Source organism: Micromonospora sp. LH3U1, assembly GCF_028475105.1.
Classification (GTDB): Bacteria; Actinomycetota; Actinomycetes; order Mycobacteriales; family Micromonosporaceae; genus Micromonospora.
On record NZ_CP116936.1, the window covers coordinates 3,446,410 to 3,466,420 of the forward strand.

Annotated in this window: 15 protein-coding genes; 6 read left to right on the forward strand and 9 right to left on the reverse strand. The window is 70.1% G+C overall.

The window, feature by feature from the left end; all coding sequences use genetic code 11:
• Nucleotides 1-14: 14 nt before the first annotated feature.
• A complete protein-coding gene (locus tag PCA76_RS15685) occupies nucleotides 15-806 on the reverse strand; it encodes a GntR family transcriptional regulator (RefSeq protein WP_272618952.1) in 792 nt (263 codons plus the stop codon).
• A gap of 122 nt (nucleotides 807-928) precedes the next feature.
• The gene (locus PCA76_RS15690; protein ID WP_272618954.1) at nucleotides 929-1,798 is read right to left on the reverse strand and encodes a PAC2 family protein; all 870 of its coding nucleotides are present in this window, start codon (nucleotides 1,796-1,798) and stop codon (nucleotides 929-931) included.
• 276 nt (nucleotides 1,799-2,074) lie between these two features.
• On the opposite strand from PCA76_RS15690, the gene metH reads away from it, so the two are divergent.
• On the forward strand, nucleotides 2,075-5,575 hold the full coding sequence (metH, locus tag PCA76_RS15695) for a methionine synthase (RefSeq protein WP_442930264.1): 3,501 nt from the start codon (nucleotides 2,075-2,077) through the stop codon (nucleotides 5,573-5,575).
• A gap of 175 nt (nucleotides 5,576-5,750) precedes the next feature.
• Here the strand turns inward: metH and PCA76_RS15700 are convergent, their stop codons facing one another.
• A complete protein-coding gene (locus PCA76_RS15700; RefSeq protein WP_336298068.1) occupies nucleotides 5,751-6,584 on the reverse strand; it encodes a winged helix-turn-helix transcriptional regulator in 834 nt (277 codons plus the stop codon).
• Between PCA76_RS15700 and PCA76_RS15705 the strand changes: the two genes are divergently transcribed.
• Together PCA76_RS15705 and PCA76_RS15710 are read left to right on the forward strand one after the other, a co-directional pair.
• A complete protein-coding gene (locus PCA76_RS15705; RefSeq protein ID WP_272618960.1) occupies nucleotides 6,486-7,214 on the forward strand; it encodes a DUF899 family protein in 729 nt (242 codons plus the stop codon). The genes PCA76_RS15700 and PCA76_RS15705 overlap by 99 nt on opposite strands.
• A 236-nt stretch (nucleotides 7,215-7,450) precedes the next feature.
• Nucleotides 7,451-7,888, forward strand: a complete 438-nt coding sequence (locus tag PCA76_RS15710; protein ID WP_272618962.1) for a GNAT family N-acetyltransferase — start codon at nucleotides 7,451-7,453, stop codon at nucleotides 7,886-7,888.
• Between the two features lie 14 nt (nucleotides 7,889-7,902).
• Here PCA76_RS15710 and PCA76_RS15715 read toward each other — a convergent pair whose 3' ends face one another.
• On the reverse strand, nucleotides 7,903-8,823 hold the full coding sequence (locus PCA76_RS15715; RefSeq protein ID WP_272618964.1) for an NAD-dependent epimerase/dehydratase family protein: 921 nt from the start codon (nucleotides 8,821-8,823) through the stop codon (nucleotides 7,903-7,905).
• A 243-nt stretch (nucleotides 8,824-9,066) separates the two neighbouring features.
• Between PCA76_RS15715 and PCA76_RS15720 the strand changes: the two genes are divergently transcribed.
• Nucleotides 9,067-9,651 carry a hypothetical protein gene (locus PCA76_RS15720; RefSeq protein ID WP_272618966.1) on the forward strand — a complete coding sequence of 195 codons (585 nt, stop codon included), beginning with the start codon at nucleotides 9,067-9,069 and terminating at the stop codon, nucleotides 9,649-9,651.
• A gap of 90 nt (nucleotides 9,652-9,741) precedes the next feature.
• Here PCA76_RS15720 and PCA76_RS15725 read toward each other — a convergent pair whose 3' ends face one another.
• From PCA76_RS15725 to PCA76_RS15745, 5 genes are all read right to left on the reverse strand, one after another.
• Complete coding sequence (locus PCA76_RS15725; RefSeq protein WP_272618968.1) at nucleotides 9,742-12,567, reverse strand: PQQ-dependent sugar dehydrogenase; 2,826 nt, start codon at nucleotides 12,565-12,567, stop codon at nucleotides 9,742-9,744.
• 87 nt (nucleotides 12,568-12,654) lie between these two features.
• On the reverse strand, nucleotides 12,655-13,785 hold the full coding sequence (locus tag PCA76_RS15730) for a ThuA domain-containing protein (RefSeq protein WP_272619408.1): 1,131 nt from the start codon (nucleotides 13,783-13,785) through the stop codon (nucleotides 12,655-12,657).
• A gap of 463 nt (nucleotides 13,786-14,248) precedes the next feature.
• Nucleotides 14,249-15,229, reverse strand: coding sequence for an Lrp/AsnC family transcriptional regulator (locus PCA76_RS15735; protein ID WP_272618970.1), 981 nt, complete (start codon nucleotides 15,227-15,229; stop codon nucleotides 14,249-14,251).
• Nucleotides 15,230-15,300: 71 nt separating this feature from the next.
• The gene (locus PCA76_RS15740) at nucleotides 15,301-16,872 is read right to left on the reverse strand and encodes an MFS transporter (protein ID WP_272618972.1); all 1,572 of its coding nucleotides are present in this window, start codon (nucleotides 16,870-16,872) and stop codon (nucleotides 15,301-15,303) included.
• A 237-nt stretch (nucleotides 16,873-17,109) separates the two neighbouring features.
• Nucleotides 17,110-17,751, reverse strand: a complete 642-nt coding sequence (locus tag PCA76_RS15745) for a TetR/AcrR family transcriptional regulator (RefSeq protein ID WP_272618974.1) — start codon at nucleotides 17,749-17,751, stop codon at nucleotides 17,110-17,112.
• Between the two features lie 110 nt (nucleotides 17,752-17,861).
• Between PCA76_RS15745 and PCA76_RS15750 the strand changes: the two genes are divergently transcribed.
• Together PCA76_RS15750 and PCA76_RS15755 are read left to right on the forward strand one after the other, a co-directional pair.
• The gene (locus PCA76_RS15750; RefSeq protein ID WP_272618976.1) at nucleotides 17,862-18,329 is read left to right on the forward strand and encodes a MarR family winged helix-turn-helix transcriptional regulator; all 468 of its coding nucleotides are present in this window, start codon (nucleotides 17,862-17,864) and stop codon (nucleotides 18,327-18,329) included.
• Entirely contained in the window at nucleotides 18,326-19,969 is a 1,644-nt protein-coding gene (locus tag PCA76_RS15755; RefSeq protein WP_272618978.1) for an MDR family MFS transporter, read from the forward strand. Before PCA76_RS15750 ends, PCA76_RS15755 begins: the two co-directional genes overlap by 4 nt.
• Nucleotides 19,970-20,011: the final 42 nt, after the last annotated feature.

The following is a 20,011-nucleotide window of genomic DNA, read 5'->3' on the forward strand; positions in this document are numbered from 1 at the left end:
GTGGGGTGCTGGGGTCAGCCTAGGACCAGGCCGGGGTTGGGGTCTGGGTCTGGGGTTGGGGCGGGGATCTTGTACTCCTCGGTGAGGGTGGTCATGGGGCCGGGCCAGGTGGCCTGGGACACCTCGATCGGCTTGCGGTTCGCGTCGTAGGCGACGTGCAGCAGGTGCAGCACCGGGGTGTCCGGACGGATCTGGAGCGTCTCGGCCTCCTCCCGGCTGGGCTGGCGGGCGCTGATCGTGTCAGTGGCTGAGACGTACCGGCGCCCGGTGACCTCCTCGGCCTCCTGGTAGAGGGGCCGGCCGAACGCCTCGGCGCGTTCCAGTGAGGTGCCCGCGGTGTTGGCGGGCAGGAACCAGGATGCGCCCACCTCGACGGGGGAGTCGTCGGTGCGGACGAGGTGCCGGCGGCAGAGCAGGTCGGTGCCGTCGGGCACCCCGAAGGCGTCGGCCACCTCGGCGGGGGCGGGTGCGCGACCGACCGAGACGAGTTGCTGACGGTATCGGGCGGCGAGGTCGGTGTGGTAGCCGCGGAAGCCGCCGTACCGGCCCCGGGAGAGGCGGTTGAGTCGGCGGCGGGTGCCCCGGACGTACGTACCGGAGCCAGGCTTGGTGATCAGGATGCCCTCGACCCGCAGCTGGTCGACGGCGCGTTGCACGGTCTGCTTGGCGACGCCGAACATCTCGGCGATGGCCGGGATGGACGGCAGCCGTTCGCCGGGTCCCCAGTCGCCGCGGCGGACCTGGGCCTTGAGCTGCGCGGCGATCTGTCGGTGCGGGAACTCCGCGGCCCCGGGATTGATCTGCACACCCGCCTCCTTGATCACATCTAGGTTCCTAGGATGCCCTAGCGGGTGTGACGGCGCTACCCCGGACACGCGAAAACGGGCCCCCGGACCACAAAAGGTCCGAAGGCCCGCACCAAACAGTGCTACCAGGAACCGGCGGTGGGGCCGGCCGAACCGCCCCGACGACGCAGGTACTTCTCGAACTCCTGGGCGATCTCGTCACCGGTCAACGGGGTGATGCCCTCGTCGCCGACCCGTTCCTCCAGCTCGCGAACGTACTCGCCGAGTTCGGCGTCCTGATCGGCGGCGCTGCGCACCCGCTGCTCCCACTCGGCGGACTCCTCGGCCAGGTCGGCCATCGGCACCGGCAGGTCGACGACCTCCTCGACCCTGTGCAGCAGGGCGACGGTGGCCTTCGGGCAGGGCGGGTTGTTGGCGTAGTGCGGCACGTGCACCCAGAACGAGACGGCGTCCACCTCGGCGCGGGAGCACGCGTCATGCAGCACACCGACGATGCCGGTCGGCCCGTCGTACCGGGTGGGGGTGAGCTGGTAACGCTCGGCGGCCTGCGCGTCGGAGGCGCTGCCGCTGATCGGCAGCGGCCGGGTGTAGGGAACGTCGGCCAGCAACGCGCCCAGCAGCACGACCCGTTCCACCTCAAGGCTGTGGCAGATCTCCAGCACCTGCTCGCAGAAGGTCCGCCAGCGCATGCTCGGCTCGATGCCGCGGATCAGCACCACGTCGCGTTCGGTGCCCTCCGGGCTGGCCACCATGAACCGGGTCGTCGGCCACTCCACCCGGCGGGTCTCCCCGTCGGCCATGGTGATGGTGGGCCGGCTGACCTGGAAGTCGTAGAAGTCCTCCGGGTCCAGCTCGGCGATCTGCCGGGCGTTCCAGACCTGCTCGAGGTGCTCGACCGCGGCGGTGGACGCGTCGGCGGCGTCATTCCAGCCCTCGAAGGCGGCGATGGCCACCGGGGACCGCAGCACCGGCAGTCCGTCGAACTCGGTCATGCCGTCACCTCACCCTGCTCGTCGCGGCTGGCGCCGGGACCGTGCCCGGTCGTCAAACCGTTAGGCACGGCGGCGTCCCTGTTGTCCTTCACGTCCGCCAGCCTACGTGCCGGGCGGGGGTGCGGCCCGTCGGCCGCGCCGGTCGGCCGCGCCAGCGGCCGGTCATACACGAACGAACCGGACGGCGTGATCCCGCTGACACAATATGGGATCGCGTACCGGGGGGCGTTGGGTGTCGCGGGGTCGCACTAATCTGAACGGGTGCCTTCTTCGTTGATGGATGTGCTGGCCGACCGGATTCTCATCGCCGATGGGGCGATGGGCACGATGCTGCACGCAGCGGACCTCACGCTCGACGACTTCGACGGGCTGGAGGGGTGCAACGAGATCCTCAACGTCACCCGGCCGGACGTGGTGCGCGGGGTGCACGACGCCTACCTGGCTGCCGGCGCGGACTGCGTGGAGACCAACACGTTCGGCGCCAACCTCGCCAACCTCGCCGAGTACGACATCCCGCACCGCATCCGCGAGCTGTCCGAGGCGGGTGCCCGGATCGCCCGGGAGGCCGCCGACGCGGCCAGCACCCCGGAGCGGCCCCGGTTCGTGCTCGGCTCGATCGGGCCGGGCACCAAGTTGCCCACCCTCGGGCACGCCGACTACGCCACGTTGCGTGACGCGTACCAGGAGAACGCGGTCGGTCTGATCGTCGGCGGCGTGGACGCGTTGATCATCGAGACCTGCCAGGACCTGCTCCAGGTCAAGGCGGCCGTGGTCGGGTCGAAGCGGGCGATGGCCGAGTTGGGCCAGTCGGTGCCGATCATCTGCCACGTGGCCGTGGAGACCACCGGCACCATGCTGGTGGGCAGCGAGATCGGTGCGGCACTGGCGGCGATCGAGCCGCTCGGCGTGGACCTGATCGGGCTGAACTGCTCGACCGGCCCGGCCGAGATGAGCGAACACCTGCGATACCTGTCGCAGCACTCCCGCATCCCGCTGTCGGTGATGCCGAACGCCGGCCTGCCGGTGCTCACCGCCGACGGCGCCTACTTCCCGCTGACTCCGGTGGAGCTGGCCGAGGCCCTGGAGCGGTTCATCACCGAGTACGGCGTGGGGCTGGTCGGCGGTTGCTGCGGCACCACCCCGGAGCACATCCGGGTGTTGTCCGAGCGGCTGCACGGCGTCACCGCCCCGGCCCGCGAGCCCCGGCACGAGGCGGGCGTCTCGTCGGTGTACCACCCGGTGCCCTTCGCCCAGGACGCGTCGGTGTTGATGGTGGGGGAGCGGACCAACGCCAACGGGTCCAAGGCGTTCCGGGACGCGATGCTCGCCGCCGACTGGCGGGCCTGCGTGGAGATCGCCCGCAGCCAGGCGCGCGACGGCTCGCACCTGCTGGACCTCTGCGTGGACTACGTCGGCCGGGACGGCACGCAGGACATGCGGGAGCTGGCCGGCCGGTTCGCCACGGCGTCGACTCTGCCGATCATGCTGGACTCCACCGAGCCGAACGTGGTGGAGGCCGGGTTGGAGATGCTTGGCGGCCGGTGCGTGGTCAACTCGGTGAACTTCGAGGACGGCGACGGCCCCGACTCCCGGTACGCGCGGGTGATGCCCATCGTCCGTGAGCATGGCGCGGCGGTGGTGGCGCTGCTCATCGACGAGGAGGGGCAGGCCCGTACCCAGGATTGGAAGGTTCGGGTCGCGGCGCGGCTGATCGACGACCTGACCGGCCGGTGGGGCATGGACCGCGCCGACATCCTGATCGACGCGTTGACGTTCCCGATCGCCACCGGGCAGGAGGAGACCCGCCGCGACGGCATCGAGACGATCGAGGCGATCCGGGAGATCACCCGCCGCTACCCGGGGGTCAACTTCACCCTGGGCGTCTCGAACATCTCGTTCGGGCTCAACCCGGCGGCCCGGCAGGTGCTCAACTCGGTGTTCCTGCACGAGTGCGTGCAGGCCGGCCTGACGTCGGCGATCGTGCACGCCAGCAAGATCCTGCCGATGTCGAAGATCCCGCAGGAGCAGCGCGAGGTCGCACTGGATCTGGTGTACGACCGGCGCCGCGAGGGGTACGACCCGGTACAGCGTTTCCTCGAGCTCTTCGAGGGCGTCGACGTGACCAGCGCCCGGGCCAGCCGCGCGCAGGAGCTGGCGGCGTTGCCGCTCGACGAGCGGCTCAAGCGGCGGATCATCGACGGTGAGCGCAACGGCCTGGAAGCCGACCTGGACGAGGCGATGGCCGGCGGTCGGCCCCCACTGTCGATCATCAACGACATCCTGCTGGACGGGATGAAGGTGGTCGGTGAGCTGTTCGGCTCCGGGCAGATGCAGCTGCCGTTCGTGCTCCAGTCCGCCGAGGTGATGAAGACCGCGGTGGCGTACCTGGAGCCGCACATGGAGACCGCCGACGATGGCGGCAAGGGTCGCATCGTGCTCGCCACCGTGCGCGGCGACGTGCACGACATCGGCAAGAACCTGGTCGACATCATCCTGTCGAACAACGGCTACGAGGTGGTGAACATCGGCATCAAGCAGCCGATCAGCGCCATCCTGGACGCCGCCGAGCAGCACCGTGCCGACGCGATCGGCATGTCCGGCCTGCTGGTCAAGAGCACCGTCATCATGAAGGAAAACCTGGCCGAGATGGCCACGCGCGGGGTCGCGGAGCGCTGGCCCGTCCTGCTGGGTGGGGCGGCCCTGACGCGGGCGTACGTCGAGGACGACCTGCGGTCGATGTTCCCCGGGCAGGTGCACTACGCGCGGGACGCGTTCGAAGGGCTGTCCCTGATGGACAAGGTGATGACCGCCAAGCGCGGCGGCGCACCGGTGATCGACCCGGAGCGGGAGGCGGCCCTCGCGGCGCGGCGTGCCCGCCGGGAACGGCAGCGGTCCGTGGTCACCGACTCGCTGCCGGAGCTGCACGACTCCTCGGTCCGTTCCGATGTCGCTGCGGACGTGCCGGTGCCCACCCCACCGTTCTTCGGCACGCGGGTGGTCAAGGGCGTGCCGATGGCCGACTACGCGGCGCTGCTGGACGAGCGGGCCACCTTCCTCGGGCAGTGGGGGTTGCGCGGCGCCCGCGGCGGCAGCGGACCCTCCTATGAGGAGCTGGTCGAGACCGAAGGTCGGCCGCGCCTGCGGTACTGGCTGGACCGCCTGATCTCCGACCAGGTGCTCGAGGCAGCCGTGGTGTACGGCTACTTCCCGGCGTACTCCGAGGGCAATGACCTGGTGGTGCTCGACGAGAACGGGCACGCGGAGCGCGCCCGGTTCTCCTTCCCCCGGCAGCGGCAGGAGCGCCGGCTCTGCCTGGCGGACTTCTTCAAGCCCAAGGGCGACCAGCTCGATGTGGTCGCGCTGCAACTGGTCACCGTCGGTCAGCCGGTCAGTGAGTACGCGGCGAAGCTGTTCGCCCGCAACGAGTACCGCGACTACCTGGAGGTGCACGGGCTCTCCGTGCAGCTCACCGAGGCCCTCGCGGAGCACTGGCACCGGCGTGTCCGCGCCGAGATGACCCTGCCCGACGGCCGTCCGCTGGGCCACGCTGACCCGACGGACCTGGCTGGCCTGCTGCGCAACGACTACCGGGGCTGCCGGTACGCGTTCGGCTACCCGGCCTGCCCGGATCTGGAGGACCGGGCGAAGATCGTGGATCTGCTCGGGGCGGATCGGATTGGCGTGGAGCTGTCCGAGGAGTTCCAGCTCATGCCGGAGCAGGCCACCGACGCCATCGTGGTTCACCACCCGGAGGCCAGCTACTTCAACGCCAAGTAACGACGGCAGGTGCCCTGACCCTGCGAGCGCTGGTCGTTCGGAGCGGGGTTTCCCGGGCGCTCAGGATGGCCGTGGCGCAGCTCTTCGTGGCGACACCGCTCAGCGGCGAGCGGTCCGGCGTCGAAACGCCGCAAGGTCTGGTGGGCGACGTGCTGACGCCGCTGCTGGTACCCGTTCAGGTGTAGAGACGCAGGATCCGTAGGACGGCCTCCCGGTCGCCCTCGACGCGCACGGTCCCGTCGCGCTCGGCGCGCGCGAGTGGCAGGTCGTCGAAGAGAAGGCGGCTCCAGACCGTCGACTCCGCAGTCACGGTCGCCGCCGGCTCCGTGGCCACAACGGCTCGGACGTCCAGGCGCCCGTTGATCGCTGCCACGCGGTAGTCGCGCGTCGGCGGATCGGAGCGCCGGCCATCGTAGAGGCGGAGGGCCAGGACCGGCACCTCGCCCGGCGCCTCCGGAGCCATCGTCCGCATGGCGAGGACCGTTCCATCAGGAGTCATGCCGCCGTCCGTGCTCGGGTCGGGGCCGGCGGAGTACCAACGCCCCAGCGATTCCAGGACTGACTCCAGCTTGCGGCCCCAGTCCGTCGCGGCGTACGCGCGGGTGCGGGCCAGGTCCGGCAGGACGACCTGCTCGACGATCCCGGTCTCCTGCAGCGACCGCAGCCGGTCGGTGAGAACGGCCGGTGTGATGCCACGGACCGACTCCTGCAGGTCGACGAACCGCTTGGGCCCGAGAATCACCTCACGCACCACGATCAGGGTCCATCGATCACCCACCAGATCGAGAGCATTCGCGGCGCGGCAGGCGTCCCCGAGATCCCGAAAGGTCCGCTTGGTTGGCACGAACGCCTCACTACCTTCCCGCCTAGCTATGGTCAAGCAAGCACGCACTATGCTTAGGATAGCGACATGACAACCATCCACACCACGACCCCTGCCCCTCCGGTCGTCGATCGCGAGACCTGGCTCGCCGCGCGCGAGACGTTGCTCGTCCGCGAAAAGGCGCACACACGCGAGGGCGACGCGATCGCCGCCGCCCGGCGCCGCCTGCCGATGACCGAGGTATCACCGATCTTGCTTATCGGAGCGCACGGCCCGACACCACTGCAGGACATCTTCGCCGGCCGTGACCAACTGGTTGTCTACCGGCACATGTGGCACCTCGGAAAGCCGTTCGAGGATCAGTGCGAAGGCTGCACCGCCACCATCTGGGACTTCCACAATGCGGTCTACCTTGAGGAGCGCGGCATCTCCTTCGCGGTCTTCTGCGAGGGGCCGTACGAGGAGGTCGCTCCCTTTCGGGACTTCATGGGCTACACGCACCCGTGGTATTCCACCCACGGCATCGAGGACCCCGCCTATGCCGGCGGCGGCGAGATCGCGTGCTTCCTGCACCGGGACGACCGATTCTTCCTGACGTATGAGACGACCGGCCGGGGCGTCGAAGCGATCATGTCGTCGCACAAGATGCTCGATATGACCGTCTACGGCCGGCAGGAGGTTTGGGAGGACTCACCGGAGGGCTGGCCGCAGGAACCGACCTACACGCGGTGGCGCAGGGACGGCCGACCCGTACCGCAGTGGACCAGGCCCGGAGCCGGGCGCGTCGGCGCACAGCAACAACAGCACTGCCACTGACGGGTGCCGGGCGTTCACATCTCCGGCGCCGGCTCGAACGGCCCGGACGGGCCGAGCAGCTCAGCTGACAGCCGCCATCGACGTGCCCGTTGTGGTCAATGCCGCGATCACCATCGTGCTCGTCGGCACCCTCTTTCTGGCCATCACCGTGGTCTACCGCAGCGTGAGAGGCCTCGACCTCTAGCAACACCGAAGCGCACCCGCGGAGGAAGCAGCGCCTTGGGTACGCTCCGGGCATGTTCCGTGCGGCTCGTTCTGGCGACTTCGAGCAGATCATCCGCCTCTACCGGCAACTGAACCCCGACGATCCGGTGCTGCGAGACGGGTCTGACGCAGCGGCCTTCCAGCAGATCCTGGGCTCTACGGCGCTGCACCTCTTCGTACTCGAACTGGATGGGGTCGTCGTCGCCACGACGTATCTCAACGTGATCCCCAACATCACCCGATCCGCATCGCCGTACGCTGTCATCGAGAACGTCGTCGTCGAGGAGTCGCGGCGAGGCACGGGTCTGGGCCGGCAGATCATGGCCGGCACCCTTCAAGCCGCCTGGGATGCGGGCTGCTACAAGGCGATGCTGATGACGGGCTCGCGCACGCCCGCGACCCACGCCTTCTACCGGGCCTGCGGGTTCTCAGCCGACGTCAAGACGGCGTATCTCGCTCGACCATCGTGACGAGCACCGTAAGGCTAGGCAGCCCCGCCGTCGGGGAAGGTTTCGCGCAGCGCCGGGTCCAGCGATCGGCCGGTCGTCGGCTCGATGAACAACTCGGCGAGTAGGAGGTCGGCAAGGTGGCTCGGGTTCATGCCGGACTCCTTGCCGCTGCGGGCCTGGAGTGCGCCGCCGAGGCGTAGGGCGGCCTTTACCGCGCCGGCCGGGAGGCGGGCGACCCGGCGGCGTCGGCCGACGGCCTCGGCGATGCGCCCGATCATGTCGTTCCAGGTGAGATTCTCGTCGGCGACGGGGATGTCCGCACCGCTCGCCTGCTCCAGCGCGTCCATCGCGACGTCCGCGACGCTGCGGGCCGAGGCCGCGGCGCTTCCGCCGGTGGGAACAGCCAAGGGGGTACGCGAGCGCGCCCACCGGTCCAACGGCCCGGACCAGTTGGGTAGCCGGTCACCGGCCCGACCGAAGATGAACGGCAACTCGAGTACGGCGATCGGCAACTCCGGGCCGGCCGCCGACCGTCCCTCCTGGGCCTGCTCCAGGCGGCAACGGATGTACGTGTGACGCTCCGCGAGCCGCCACTGCGGATGTAGCCGGTCGAAATAGGTGTAGTACGAGCCCATGATGACGCCGCGGCTGAGACCTTCGAGGCGGGCGGCAGTGCACAGGCGTACCACCGGCTCGACGTTGTCCCGGCGGAACGCCGGGTAGATCGGCTTGGGCAGCGGTCGCTGCTCGTCGGTGCGGGTGGCATAGACCACGCCGTCATGACCGGCGAGCAGCGGCCGCAGATCGTCGATCGAGGCGGACTCGACATCGAGCAGGTGATCGACACCCGGCTGGGCGGTACGCGCCACCGTGGTCGCCTCATGTCCCCGCTCGCGCAGCACGTTTACGACATGAGCGCCGATCAGGCCACTGCCACCCACCACGAGAATGCGCACGCTGCATCGTCCACTCTGGAGCCCGGTGCTTGTCAAGCCGCAATGGGCATCAGCTGGAGAGTGGACCGGCCCGGATGATCAGCCACACGCTCGGATGCCGACAATCCCGGTTACGCGGGCGATGGCGGGTAGGTTCGACGTTGGACCGGGCAATCCGGGCCGGTGGACGTCCGTGAGCTGGCTCGGGCCGCCGCTCAGACGAGGATGACGCGATCGATGCCATCGCGATGAACGGGGTTGAGGATGCCGGAACCGCGCGCCTTCTGGCTGGACGAGCAGTTCGACCGTGAGCACGGCGCCGACGGGTGTGGTCGCTACGAGGCCGAGGTGCTGAGGCGGATCGACGACTTCACCGACACCTGGGGCGACATCGCGCCGGTCGAGTTCGCCGCGACGGCATGGCGGGTGGCCAGTGAGCTGTCGCCCGGCTTCGTCCGCTGGCACCGGCGGATTGTCTCGGCGACCTGCGCGCGAAGCCCGTGGGACGGCAGCATGGTCGGCGCGGTGACGGTGATCTCCCGCTGGCCGGCTGAGCTCACCTGGACGAAGCAGTGGCAGCGCGACCGTGGCTGGCGGGACTGGCCCCAACTGTTCGGCCAGTACACGACACCGACCGAGCAGGATCAGACGCGAAGCCCGCATCTGCGGGCGATGCTCCAGGTGGAGGCGCCGGTCCCGCTCGATGATCTGCCGCCGGCCCCGGACGGTCCGGATGACTCCGTGGCGATCACGGCGCGCAGAGCCGTGGTGGTGCTGGCTCGGGAGCTCAACGACCTCCTCGCCCCGATCATCGGCCAGCTCGAGGCCGGGGTTCCTGCAGACTCCTGACCTGCGCCCGGCCCCTCACGGCCGTAGGGGTGGGTGACCCGGCACCGGTGGGCCCGGCCTGGTCAGCGACCAGGCCGGGCCCACCGCCCGTCAGCCGGTCAGGATGAACTTCTCCCAGGACCCGACCGTCGTACGGTTGGCGATCAGTGCTGCCGCACCGGCGTTCTCGGCGGCCACGATCTGGTTGTTGGCCAGGGCACGCAGGCCGACCGTCCCGTCCGAGTTGGTGATGAGCTGGAAGGTCTCCCACGGTCCGATCGTCGTGCGGTTCGCGATCAACGGTTCGGCGCCCGCGTTCTCGGCGCAGACGTACAGCCCGTTGGCGCGCGACCGTAGGGCGATGGTGCCGTTGCCGGCGTCGACCCGGTCGAACTGCTCAGTCGTCCCGACGGTGGCCCGGTTGGCGATCAGCGGGCTGGTGCCGACAGCCGACACGTACTGGTTGTTGACCTGCGCCCGCAGGCTGATCCCTCCGGGTCCGCCGCCGGCGCCGGTGGTGAAGGTGAACGAGTCGACGTCGAACAGGTTGCCGGAAGCGCCCTTGAACACCAGGTACAGGGTGGTCGTCGAGGCGGGCGGGTTACTGATGGCGCTGGACACCTCGGTGAAGGTGTCCCAGCCACCGGTCACCGGCACGGTGACGGTGCCCAGCAGAGTGCCGGTGGCGGATCCGGCGCGTACCTCGATGGTGCCGCCCGCGCCGGCCGAGGAGACCCGAGCGGTGAACCGGTTCGCGTTGGCCAGGTGGTACGGCTGGTACGAGATCCAGTCGTTGTTCTCGATGAATCCGGCCGTGCGGCCACCCTCGGCGCTGGGGTGGTCGGCGAGCTGGACGCCGGACTGTGCGCCGAAGTGCTCGCCCTGCCGGTGTTTCGGTTGCAAAGTCTTGATGCTGTGCGTGGTGAGCCCGCCGTTGTCGGTGTAGGCGGCGTCGAAGACGCCGTAGATGTTGGCCGCCGCGTCGTGCTCACCGTCGGTGGGAACGGTGATCGTGCCGCTGCAGCCGGTCTTCGAGGTGATCTGGTGAGCATGGCTGTCGTGGCCCAGCGCGTAGGTGAGGCTCACCCGCGCACAGTTGATCGTGCCGTCCTGCGGGTCGCTCACGGCGATCTGGTAGGGCACCGTGTCACCGAAGCTGAAGAGCTGCCCGTCGGTGGGCAGGGTGAGCGAGACCGTCGGGGCGGTGTTGCCGACGGTGACGACCAGGCTCGCCGTGCCGGACAGGCCGGTCGGGTCGGTGACCTTCAGGGTGGGGCTGTACGTGCCGTTCGTGGAGTACGTCTTCGTGGGGTTGGCCGCCGTCGACGTGGTGCCGTCGCCGAAGGTCCACAGGTAGCTCAGCGCGCCACCCTCCGGGTCGGAGCTGCCGGCCGACGAGAAGGCGACGGTCAGCGGGTTCGGCCCGGAGGTGGGATTCGCCGAGGCGACCGCGATGGGGCTGCGGTTGCCGCCGCCGATGTACTCGATCCGGAAGAGCGCCTGGTTGTTCGAGCCGGTGCCGTAGTCCAGCACGTACAGCGCACCGTCCGGGCCGAAGGCCATGTCCATGACCTGGGTGCCGGTCCACGGGAAGTCGGAGATCTCTCCACGGGTGCCGTCGGCGTTGACCGCGATCGCCTTGATCCAGCGGCGGCCGTACTCGCCGGCGAAGTAGCGGCCGTCCAGCGATGCGGGGAACTTGATGCTGGAGTTGAGCGAGGCGTTGTACCGGTACACCGGCCCGCCCATGGGTGACTCCGAGCCGCTGCCGAACTCCGACGGCGACCCGGCGTCGCCGTACTTGATCCAGCTCGGCTTCGCCGCGGGCAGCGTGGTGAGCCCGGTGTTGCGGAACGAGTTGTTGGTCGGCCCGCCCGTGCAGGTGTACTTGGCCTGCGACGGGCCGGACGGGAAGGTGTATTCATTGTATGTTTCGGCGGTCGTGTTGGTGCCGGTGCAGTACGGCCAGCCGTAGTTGCCGGGCGCGGTGATGCGGTTGAACTCGACCTGACCCGCGGGGCCACGGTTCGCGTCGCCCGTGCCGGCGTCGGGGCCGTAGTCGCCGAGGTAGACGATGCCGGTCGCCTTGTCGACGCTCATCCGGAACGGGTTGCGCAGGCCCATCGCGTAGATCTCCGGGCGGGTCCGGGCCGTGCCGGGCGCGAACAAATTGCCGGACGGGATCGTGTACGAGCCGTCCGCCTGCGGCTTGATCCGCAGCACCTTGCCCCGCAGGTCGTTCGTGTTGCCCGCCGAGCGCTGGGCGTCGAACTGCGGGTTCCGGTTGGTCCGCTCGTCGAGAGGCGCGTACGAGTTGGACTCGAACGGGTTCGTGTCGTCGCCGGTGGTCAGGTACAGGTTGCCGGCGGCGTCGAAGTCCAGGTCGCCGCCGACGTGGCAGCACTGCCCACGGTCGTTGTCGACCTGGAGCATGATCCGCTCGCTGCTCATGTTGAGCGTGTCGTCGGTGTCGAGCGTGAACCGGGACAGCCGCAGGTGCCCTCTCCACCGATCGAAGTCCGACGCCGTGCCGGTGGTCGGGGCGTCCCCGGACGGGGTGCTCAGCGTGGGGGAGTAGTAGAGGTAGACGTACCGGTTGGTGGCGAAGTTGGGGTCGACGGCGACGCCCTGCAACCCCTCCTCGTCGTGGGTGTAGACGGACAGGGTGCCGGCGACCTTGGTGTTGCCGGCCACGTCGGTCACCCGCACGACGCCGTTGCGGGCGGTGTGGATCACCGAGCGGTTGGGCATGACGGCCAGGGACATGGCCTCACCGAGCTCCGCCGAGCCGGTGGCGAGTTTGACCTGTTGATAGTCCGAGGCGGGAATCGCCGCCGCCTGGGCGGTGGATGGCGCGGCAACGGCCAGGGTCACGCTCGCGGCGGCGGTGAGCGCCGCGACGAGGGCCCGGGGCCAGCGCCGGGGGTACGAGGGCATGATCGTCCTTCCTCGACGACCGGGGACCGGGCGTGCGGGGGCGCACCACGGCCAGGTGGAGGTGGTGAAGAGCCAACCGGAGCGGGGTCAGCCGGTAACGAGGTCGAACTTCTCCCACTGGCCGACGGAGGTCCGGTTGGCGATCAGCGCGGACGCGCCCGCGTTCTCGGCGGCGACGTACCGGTTGTTCACCGTGGCCCGCAGGCTCACCGTGCCGTCGGAGTTGCGGACGAGCTGGAAGGTTTCCCAGGCACCGGCGGTGGCCCGGTTGGCGATCAGCGCGGCGGCGCCGGCGTTCTCGGCGGCGACGTACTGCCCGTTGCCCTTGGCGCGCAGCGCGACGTTGCCGTTTCCGAGGTCGACCAGGTCGAACCGCTCGGTGGTGCCGATGGCGCTGCGGTTGGCGATCAGCGCGGTGGTGGAGTTGGGCGCGCTGACGTACTGGTTGTTGGCCCGGGCGCGCAGGCTGGAGCCGCTGGGCGGCGGCGTCGTGGTGCGCGGCGAGCAGTCGGCCGTCACGGCGCCGGCGGCGACGCGGAGGCCGCCGAGCAGCATCCGGGTGAAGTTCGTGTCGCTGTACGACGCTTCGGTGTGCCCGAGGCCCGTGTACCAGGCCCGCCCGCCGCCGTACGCCTTGCACCAGGTGATCGGGTGGTCGCCGCTCATGTTGCCGCCGCTGTAGGACGACTCGTCGAGGCTGGCGAGGACCCGCACGTTCGGCCGGGGGTTGGTGCGGTAGTTGTACCACTCGTCGGAGCGGACCCAGGTGTCGCCCAGGTGGGCGGTGGAGGGGTTGGTCCGGTCCTCGACTCGGACGGTGGCGGTCTGGATCGCCGGGTGCGAGTCGAACCACGCCCCGACCAGCCCGCCGTACCACGGCCAGCTGTACTCGGTGTCGGCGGCGGCGTGCACGCCGACGTATCCGCCACCAGCGGCGATGTACGACTCGAAGGCCGTCTGCTGGGTGGCGTTGAGGACGTCGCCGGTCGTCGACAGGAAGACCACCGCCTGGTACTGGGCCAGGTTGGCGGTGGTGAACTGGGCGGCGTCCTCGGTCGCGGTCACGGTGAAGCCGTTGGCGGAGCCGAGCTGCTGGATCGCGGTGATGCCGGTCGGGATGGACGAGTGGCGGAAGCCGGCGGTCTTGCTGAACACCAGGACCTTGGTCAGTGGTGCTGCCGAGGCCGGCGCCGGAAGGGCTACCAGGGTGGCCAGCATCACGGCCAGGCCGGTGACGAGTGCTGACAAACGGGGACGGGAACGCATGGTCCTGCTCCTCTGCTGAGCGTCGACCCGGGCACGCGCGTCAGTGGGCGTGCGGACTCGCCGGGGCCGGGTTGGCGGTGGTACGGAGCCGGGCCGCCGATGCTCGGCTGAGGTGGTGCGGTGTGGCGCGGTGTTGCCGTTCGGTGCTCCCCACCCGCCGAGGGGGGATCGTCATGTCGCGGCCGACAGCGCCAGGAGACGGGCTGGCGCGACAGCGGCGACCATTCGCGATGGCACCGCCGACGACCTGGACGCCACCAGTGTGGACGGTCAAGCCATCGACTTGTATCGCTGACGCAGTAAACCTCCGATGTCTACGTGGCGTCAAGCCCGCCCGGCGACACCACTGAGGAACCCGGGCAGGGTGAACGACAGCGCTTGGGCTCCGACAGGTGACCGTCGCTGGTGGGGTCCCTCAGTCCGATACGACTGCCGGCGCGAGTGCCAGCTGTTTGACCTGGCGCAGCATCAGCGCGGTCTCGACGGTGCGGATGCCGTCCAGGGCGCCGATCTTGTCGTTGAGGTACGCGTACAGCTCCTCGGTGCCCCGGCAGCGAACGGCCGCGATGATGTTGGTCTGGCCGGTGGCCGCGGCGGCGAACTCCACCTCCGCGTGCTCGGCCAGCGCGTGCCCGGCCGCGGCCAGCGCGGACGGTGCCACGGTCAGCCACAGCATCGCGCCGACCTCGCGGCCGACGTGTTCCGGGAGATATTGCACGGCGAAGTAGAGGACGCCGCTGCCGCGCAGCCGGTCCAGGCGGCGTCGCACGACGTCCTCGGACTGGCCGCACGCCGTCTGCAGCTCGGTGAGGCCGGCCCGGCCGTCCCGGAACAGCGCGGCGAGTAGCGCCTCGTCGGTTTCGTCGACCGTGACGGTGCCTGGCACCGCCTCGACCGGAGTGGGGCGCAGGGCCGCCTCCTGCTCGGTGGTGAGGGCGTTGGCCTTCTGCAGCCAGCGGAGAGGGCCGCCGTAGAAGCGGTGCAACAGGCAGTGTGCGCTGAACCCGATCACCCGCTGGGTGCGCTGCAACCGGCCCAGCAACAGTTCGTCCCGGGCGGCGAGGCTACGGGGCCTCATCTCGCAGACCACCTCGCTGCCGCCGGAGATCAACGCGACGTACGACGTATCGGGGCGGCGGGCGAGCGCGTCGGCCAGTCGCTCGGACATGTCCGGGGTGCACCGCAGCCGGACGATCCAGTTGGAGCGGCCGAGCCGGCTCTCGTCGGTCATGCCCAGCACGCGCAGCCCCGCCTGGGTCTGCAGGCGCCGGAAGCGGCGGGCGATGGTCTGGTCCGAGACGCCGAGGGCGGCGGCGATCCGGCTGAACGGGGCGCGGCCGTCGAGTTGCAGGGCCTGCAGCAGTCGCAGGTCGAGCTGGTCCAGGGGAGGGGTCACGGTCTTCCTGATCGTCGGCGGCGTCACCAGCGTAGGAGCCGGTGACGCCGCCGTCTCTTGGTTGGGGGAGGTCAGGCCGGGACGGTTTCTGGTAGCTGGGCCGCGGGCTGGGCCTCGAGCACCGGGCGCGGGCGGCGCAGCAGGATGACCGCGGCCAGCGCGGCGATGAGCATCAGCGTGGCCGACACGGTCAGGGACAGGTGGAAGCCGTCGAGGAACGCCATGTTGAGGGCGTTCATCGCGACGTCCCGCTGGCCGCCGTAGTCGATGACGGCGACCGCCTGGAAGCCGCTGTCGTCCATCGCCGTGGTGGCGGCCTGCTGGCGGTCACCGCTGACGCCGCCGTCGGCGAGGTGCCCCGGCAGGGTGCTCGCCGCCCTGCTGATCAGCAGGGCGCCCAGCACGGCGGGGCCCAGCGCGCCGCCGACCTGGCGGAACGCGTTGTTGGCTGCCGCGGCCATGCCGGCAAGCTGGAACGGCACCGAGCTGACCGCGGTCGCGGTCATCGGGGTCAGCACCGCGCCGAGGCCCAGGCCGAACAGCGCGAGCCGCCAGCTCAGCTGCCCGAACGACGTGTCGGCGTCGACGCTGCTGAGGAAGAACAGGGCGGTCGCCGAGATGAAGAGGCCGGCGCTGAGCAGCCAGCGCACCTGCACGCGGTGCATGAGGCGGGCGATCAGCGGCCCCACGACGACCGGGACTGCCGTGTTGGTCAGCAGCCGCAGCGCCGCTTCCATGGTCGACAGTTGCTGGACCAGGCCGAGGTAAAGGCTGAGCACGAAGATGCTTCCGATCACGCCCATGAAGCTGACCATGGCGATCACGGCGGTCGCGTTGAACCCGCGGCTGGCGAACAGGGCGGGGCTCAGCATCGGCGAGTCGCTGCGCTGCTCGATCACGACGAACGCGGCGAGGCTCAGCGCGGCCACGGCGAACGCCAGGAGCACGATGGGGTCGATGAATGAGCCGGCACCGCCCTCGATGACGGCGAAGACCAGGGCGACGATGGCCAGGGCGGCGGTGATCTGCCCCGGCCAGTCCAGGTGCCGCTTTCCCGGCGCCCGTGAGTCGGTGACCAGCGGAATGGCGATCAGGGCGGTGAGCAGCGCGAGCGGGATGGCCGGCAGGTAGATCCAGCGCCAGGACGCGTGCTCGAGGATCGCGCCGGCCAACAGGGGGCCGAGCGCGAGGGCGAGCATCAGGGAGGTGGCCCAGAGGCTGATGTACCTGCCGCGCCTGCGTGGGTCCGGCACAGCGTGGCTGATGAGCGCCAGGGTGGCGGGCAGTAGAGCGGCCGCACCCACGCCGGCGAGTGCCTGGCCGACCCAGACCATCGTGATCGACTGGGCGGAGAGCGCGACGGTCGCGCCGATCACGCAGAACAGCAGGCCAGCCTGGAAGACCTTCTTGCGCCCATGCACGTCGCCGAAGACGCCGGCGGTCAGGATCAGGGCGGCCATCGGGAGTACGAAGGCGTCCGACACCCAGGACAGGTCGGCGGTCGACGCGTTGAGTCCGCGTTGAATCGCCGGCAGGCTCACCGACACTGTCGTCACTGGCAGGTATGCGACGAACACCCCCAGGCATGCCATGACCAGTGTCGCGCCGAGCCGGTCTCCGGACGCCTTATCCGTTGTTGCCATCTACGCGCAGCTCCTCTTCGGCGGACCGAGTGTCCGGCCGACGAGTCAGCATCCGTGCCGTCGAGGGTGGGCCGCCAGCCGATCGCATCGAATCCCGGAATACCGACGGGTGGCCCCCGTACTGCGGGGCTTTTCGACACCCGTACCCGTCCGTGCTGCCGGAGTTGCGGGCGAACCGAAGCACGCGGAGCCCTCGGTGCCGCCGACCGGGGCTCCGGGCGGGGCGGCGCAGGGGCGTCAGGCGCCGACGTGATCGGGCTGGTTGCCGGTGCTGGTCCGGTGGCCCTCGGGTGCCGCTGCGGCAAGCGCGGTCCGGACGACCTCCACCAGAGGGATGTCCGGGTGCTCGAACCAGTGCTGGACTCCGACCCGCAGGATGGCCAGGAAGGTCGCGGCCAGGAGGCGGGAGCGCAGTGCCACGTCGGCGTCGGTGTCGGCGTCGGTGAGACGGTGGGCGAGTTCCGCGGCCAGCTCACGCTCGATCGCGGCGTACGCCGCGACCTGGTGGGGGGCCAGGCCGGGGTGCCCTCGTAGCTTTCGGCGTTGGGTCAGCCAGGAAGGCTCAGCACCGCCGAAGACCTCCTCGGTGAGGCGTTCGGCTGCCCGGCTCAGCACGGTCCATGGCTGCTCGTTGACGGGCTGTTCGCGGATCAGCTGCAACAGCCGGTGCAGGCGCATGGTGTCGCCGTGGAAGAGCGCCTGTTCCTTGCTTGAGAAGTAGTTGGAGAAGGTCCGCCGGGAGACGTTGGCGGCGTCGGCGATCGCCTCGACCGTCACCGCGTCGATCCCCTGGTCGGCGGCGAGGTGCAGGGCCGCCTCGTGCAGGGCGAGGCGGGTCGCCGCCTTCTTGCGCTCCCGCAGCCCGGTGGTCTCCTCCATCGCTCCGAGGGTACGTGCGGGTGACGGACTTCTCAATGCGCAAACTTGCCTGTTGGGCAAGATCGGTAGATGCTTGCTTGAGGCAACCAACATGTGGGTGTGGAGCGGACGTGGACAGCGGTGCTAGTGAACTCGGGCTTCGCCTGTACGACCTGGTCAGAACCGTTCGGCTGCTGAAGCAACGCCGAGCCGACGAGCGCCCGGCGATTCCGCCCGGCCTGCTCGGCATGCTCGTGCAGATCGATCAGCTGTCCAGCGACTGCCACGCCCGCGAGCTGGCCCACCACACCCGGCTCGACCCGTCGACCGTCAGCCGCTCCGTTACCGCGCTCGTCGCGCACGGCCTGGTCGAGCGGCGGCCCGACCCGACCGACAAGCGGGCGACGTTCCTGGCGGTCACCCCGGCCGGCCGGGCGGCCCTGGCCGACAGCCACCGCTGGTACGGCGAGGTGCTCGAGCGAGCGCTCGCCGAGTGGACTCCCGGCGAGGTGGCGGCGCTGAGCGCCGCCCTCGGCCGGTTCAGCGGCGACATCGAGGTCGCCCTTGGAAATCACGACAACCTGGAGGCCGCGCGATGAGCGCACCCACCATCACGACCGGCGCTGAGCCGATGACCCATCGGCGGACGCTGGAGGCGCTCAGTGGGCTGCTGCTGGTGCTGTTCGTCGCGATGCTCAGCAGCACGGTCGTCTCGACCGCGCTGCCGAAGATCATCGGATCACTGAACGGCTCGCAGAGCCAGTACACCTGGGTGGTCACCGCGACCCTGCTCACCGCGACCGCGACCACCCCGATCTGGGGCAAACTCGCCGACCTGTTCAACAAGAAGACCCTCATCCAGGTTGCCATCGTGGTCTTCCTGGTGGGCTCCGTCATTGCCGGCTTCTCGCAGAGCGCGGGCCAGCTGATCGCCGCCCGCGCGTTCCAGGGCATCGGGGTCGGCGGTCTGCAGGCGCTCGTCCAGGTGGCGATCGCGGCCATGATCCCGCCGCGCGAGCGGGGCCGCTACAACGGCTACCTCGGCGGTGTCATGGCCGTCGCGACCGTCGGCGGTCCGCTGCTCGGCGGCCTCATCGTCGACACGTCCTGGCTCGGCTGGCGCTGGTGCTTCTTCGTCGGCGTGCCGGTAGCCGCCATCGCGTTGCTCCTGCTCCAGGCCACCCTGCACCTGCCCACCGTGCGACGCGAGAACGTCAAGATCGACTACCTGGGTGCCAGCCTGATCGCCGCCGGCGTCAGCCTGCTGCTGATCTGGATCTCCTTCGTCGACAGCTCGTTCGCCTGGGCCTCCTGGCAGACCGCGGCCATGGTCGGCGGCACGCTCGTCCTGATTGCCCTGGCAGTCTGGGTCGAGTCGCGTGCGGCCGAGCCGGTCGTCCCGCTCAGCATCGTGCGCCAGCACACCACCGCGCTGGCCATCCTCGGCAGCCTCGCGGTCGGCATGGCCATGTTCGGCGGCGCCGTCTTCCTCGGCCAGTACTTCCAGATCGGCCGCGGCTACAGCCCGACGGAGGCAGGCCTGCTCACCATCCCGATGATGGCCGGCGTCCTCGGCTCCTCGATCGTCGCCGGCCGGCTGATCACCAAGAGCGGAAAGATCAAGCCGTACATCGTCGCCGGCTCGATCCTCCTCGTCGCCGGGTTCGCCCTGCTCGGCACCATCGACCACGAGACGTCGCTCGTCCTGGTCGGCGCCGCCATGTTCATCGTCGGCGTCGGCGTCGGCATGACCATGCAGAACCTCGTTCTCGCCGTTCAGAACACGGTCTCGCTCAAGGACATCGGCGCGGCCAGTTCCAGCGTCGCGTTCTTCCGGTCGCTCGGCGGCACCATCGGTGTCTCCGTGCTCGGCGCCGTCCTCGCCCGCCGGGTCAGCGACCAGATCACCCACGACCTCGCCGCCGCCGGGATCCCCACCTCCGGCAGCGCGGGTGGCAGCAGCAACCTCAACATCACCGCGCTGCCCGAGCAGGTCCAGGGCATCGTCCGGGCCGCGTACGGCGACGCCACCGGACACATCTTCCTCATCTCCGCCGCCATCGGGGTCGTCGGCATCATCGCCGCGCTCCTGCTCAAGCCGGTCACCCTGCGGACCAGCCTCGACCTGCCGGACGCCGCCACCTCAGCGGCCGTCGCCGCCGACGCGGTCGACGGCGCTCCCGCCTTCGACCAGGTGCACGTCGACGCCGACCAGGACGAAGCGACCCGCCGACGCTGACGTCGGGCCGTACGACCCGGGGCCGCCGCCGTCCGAAGACGG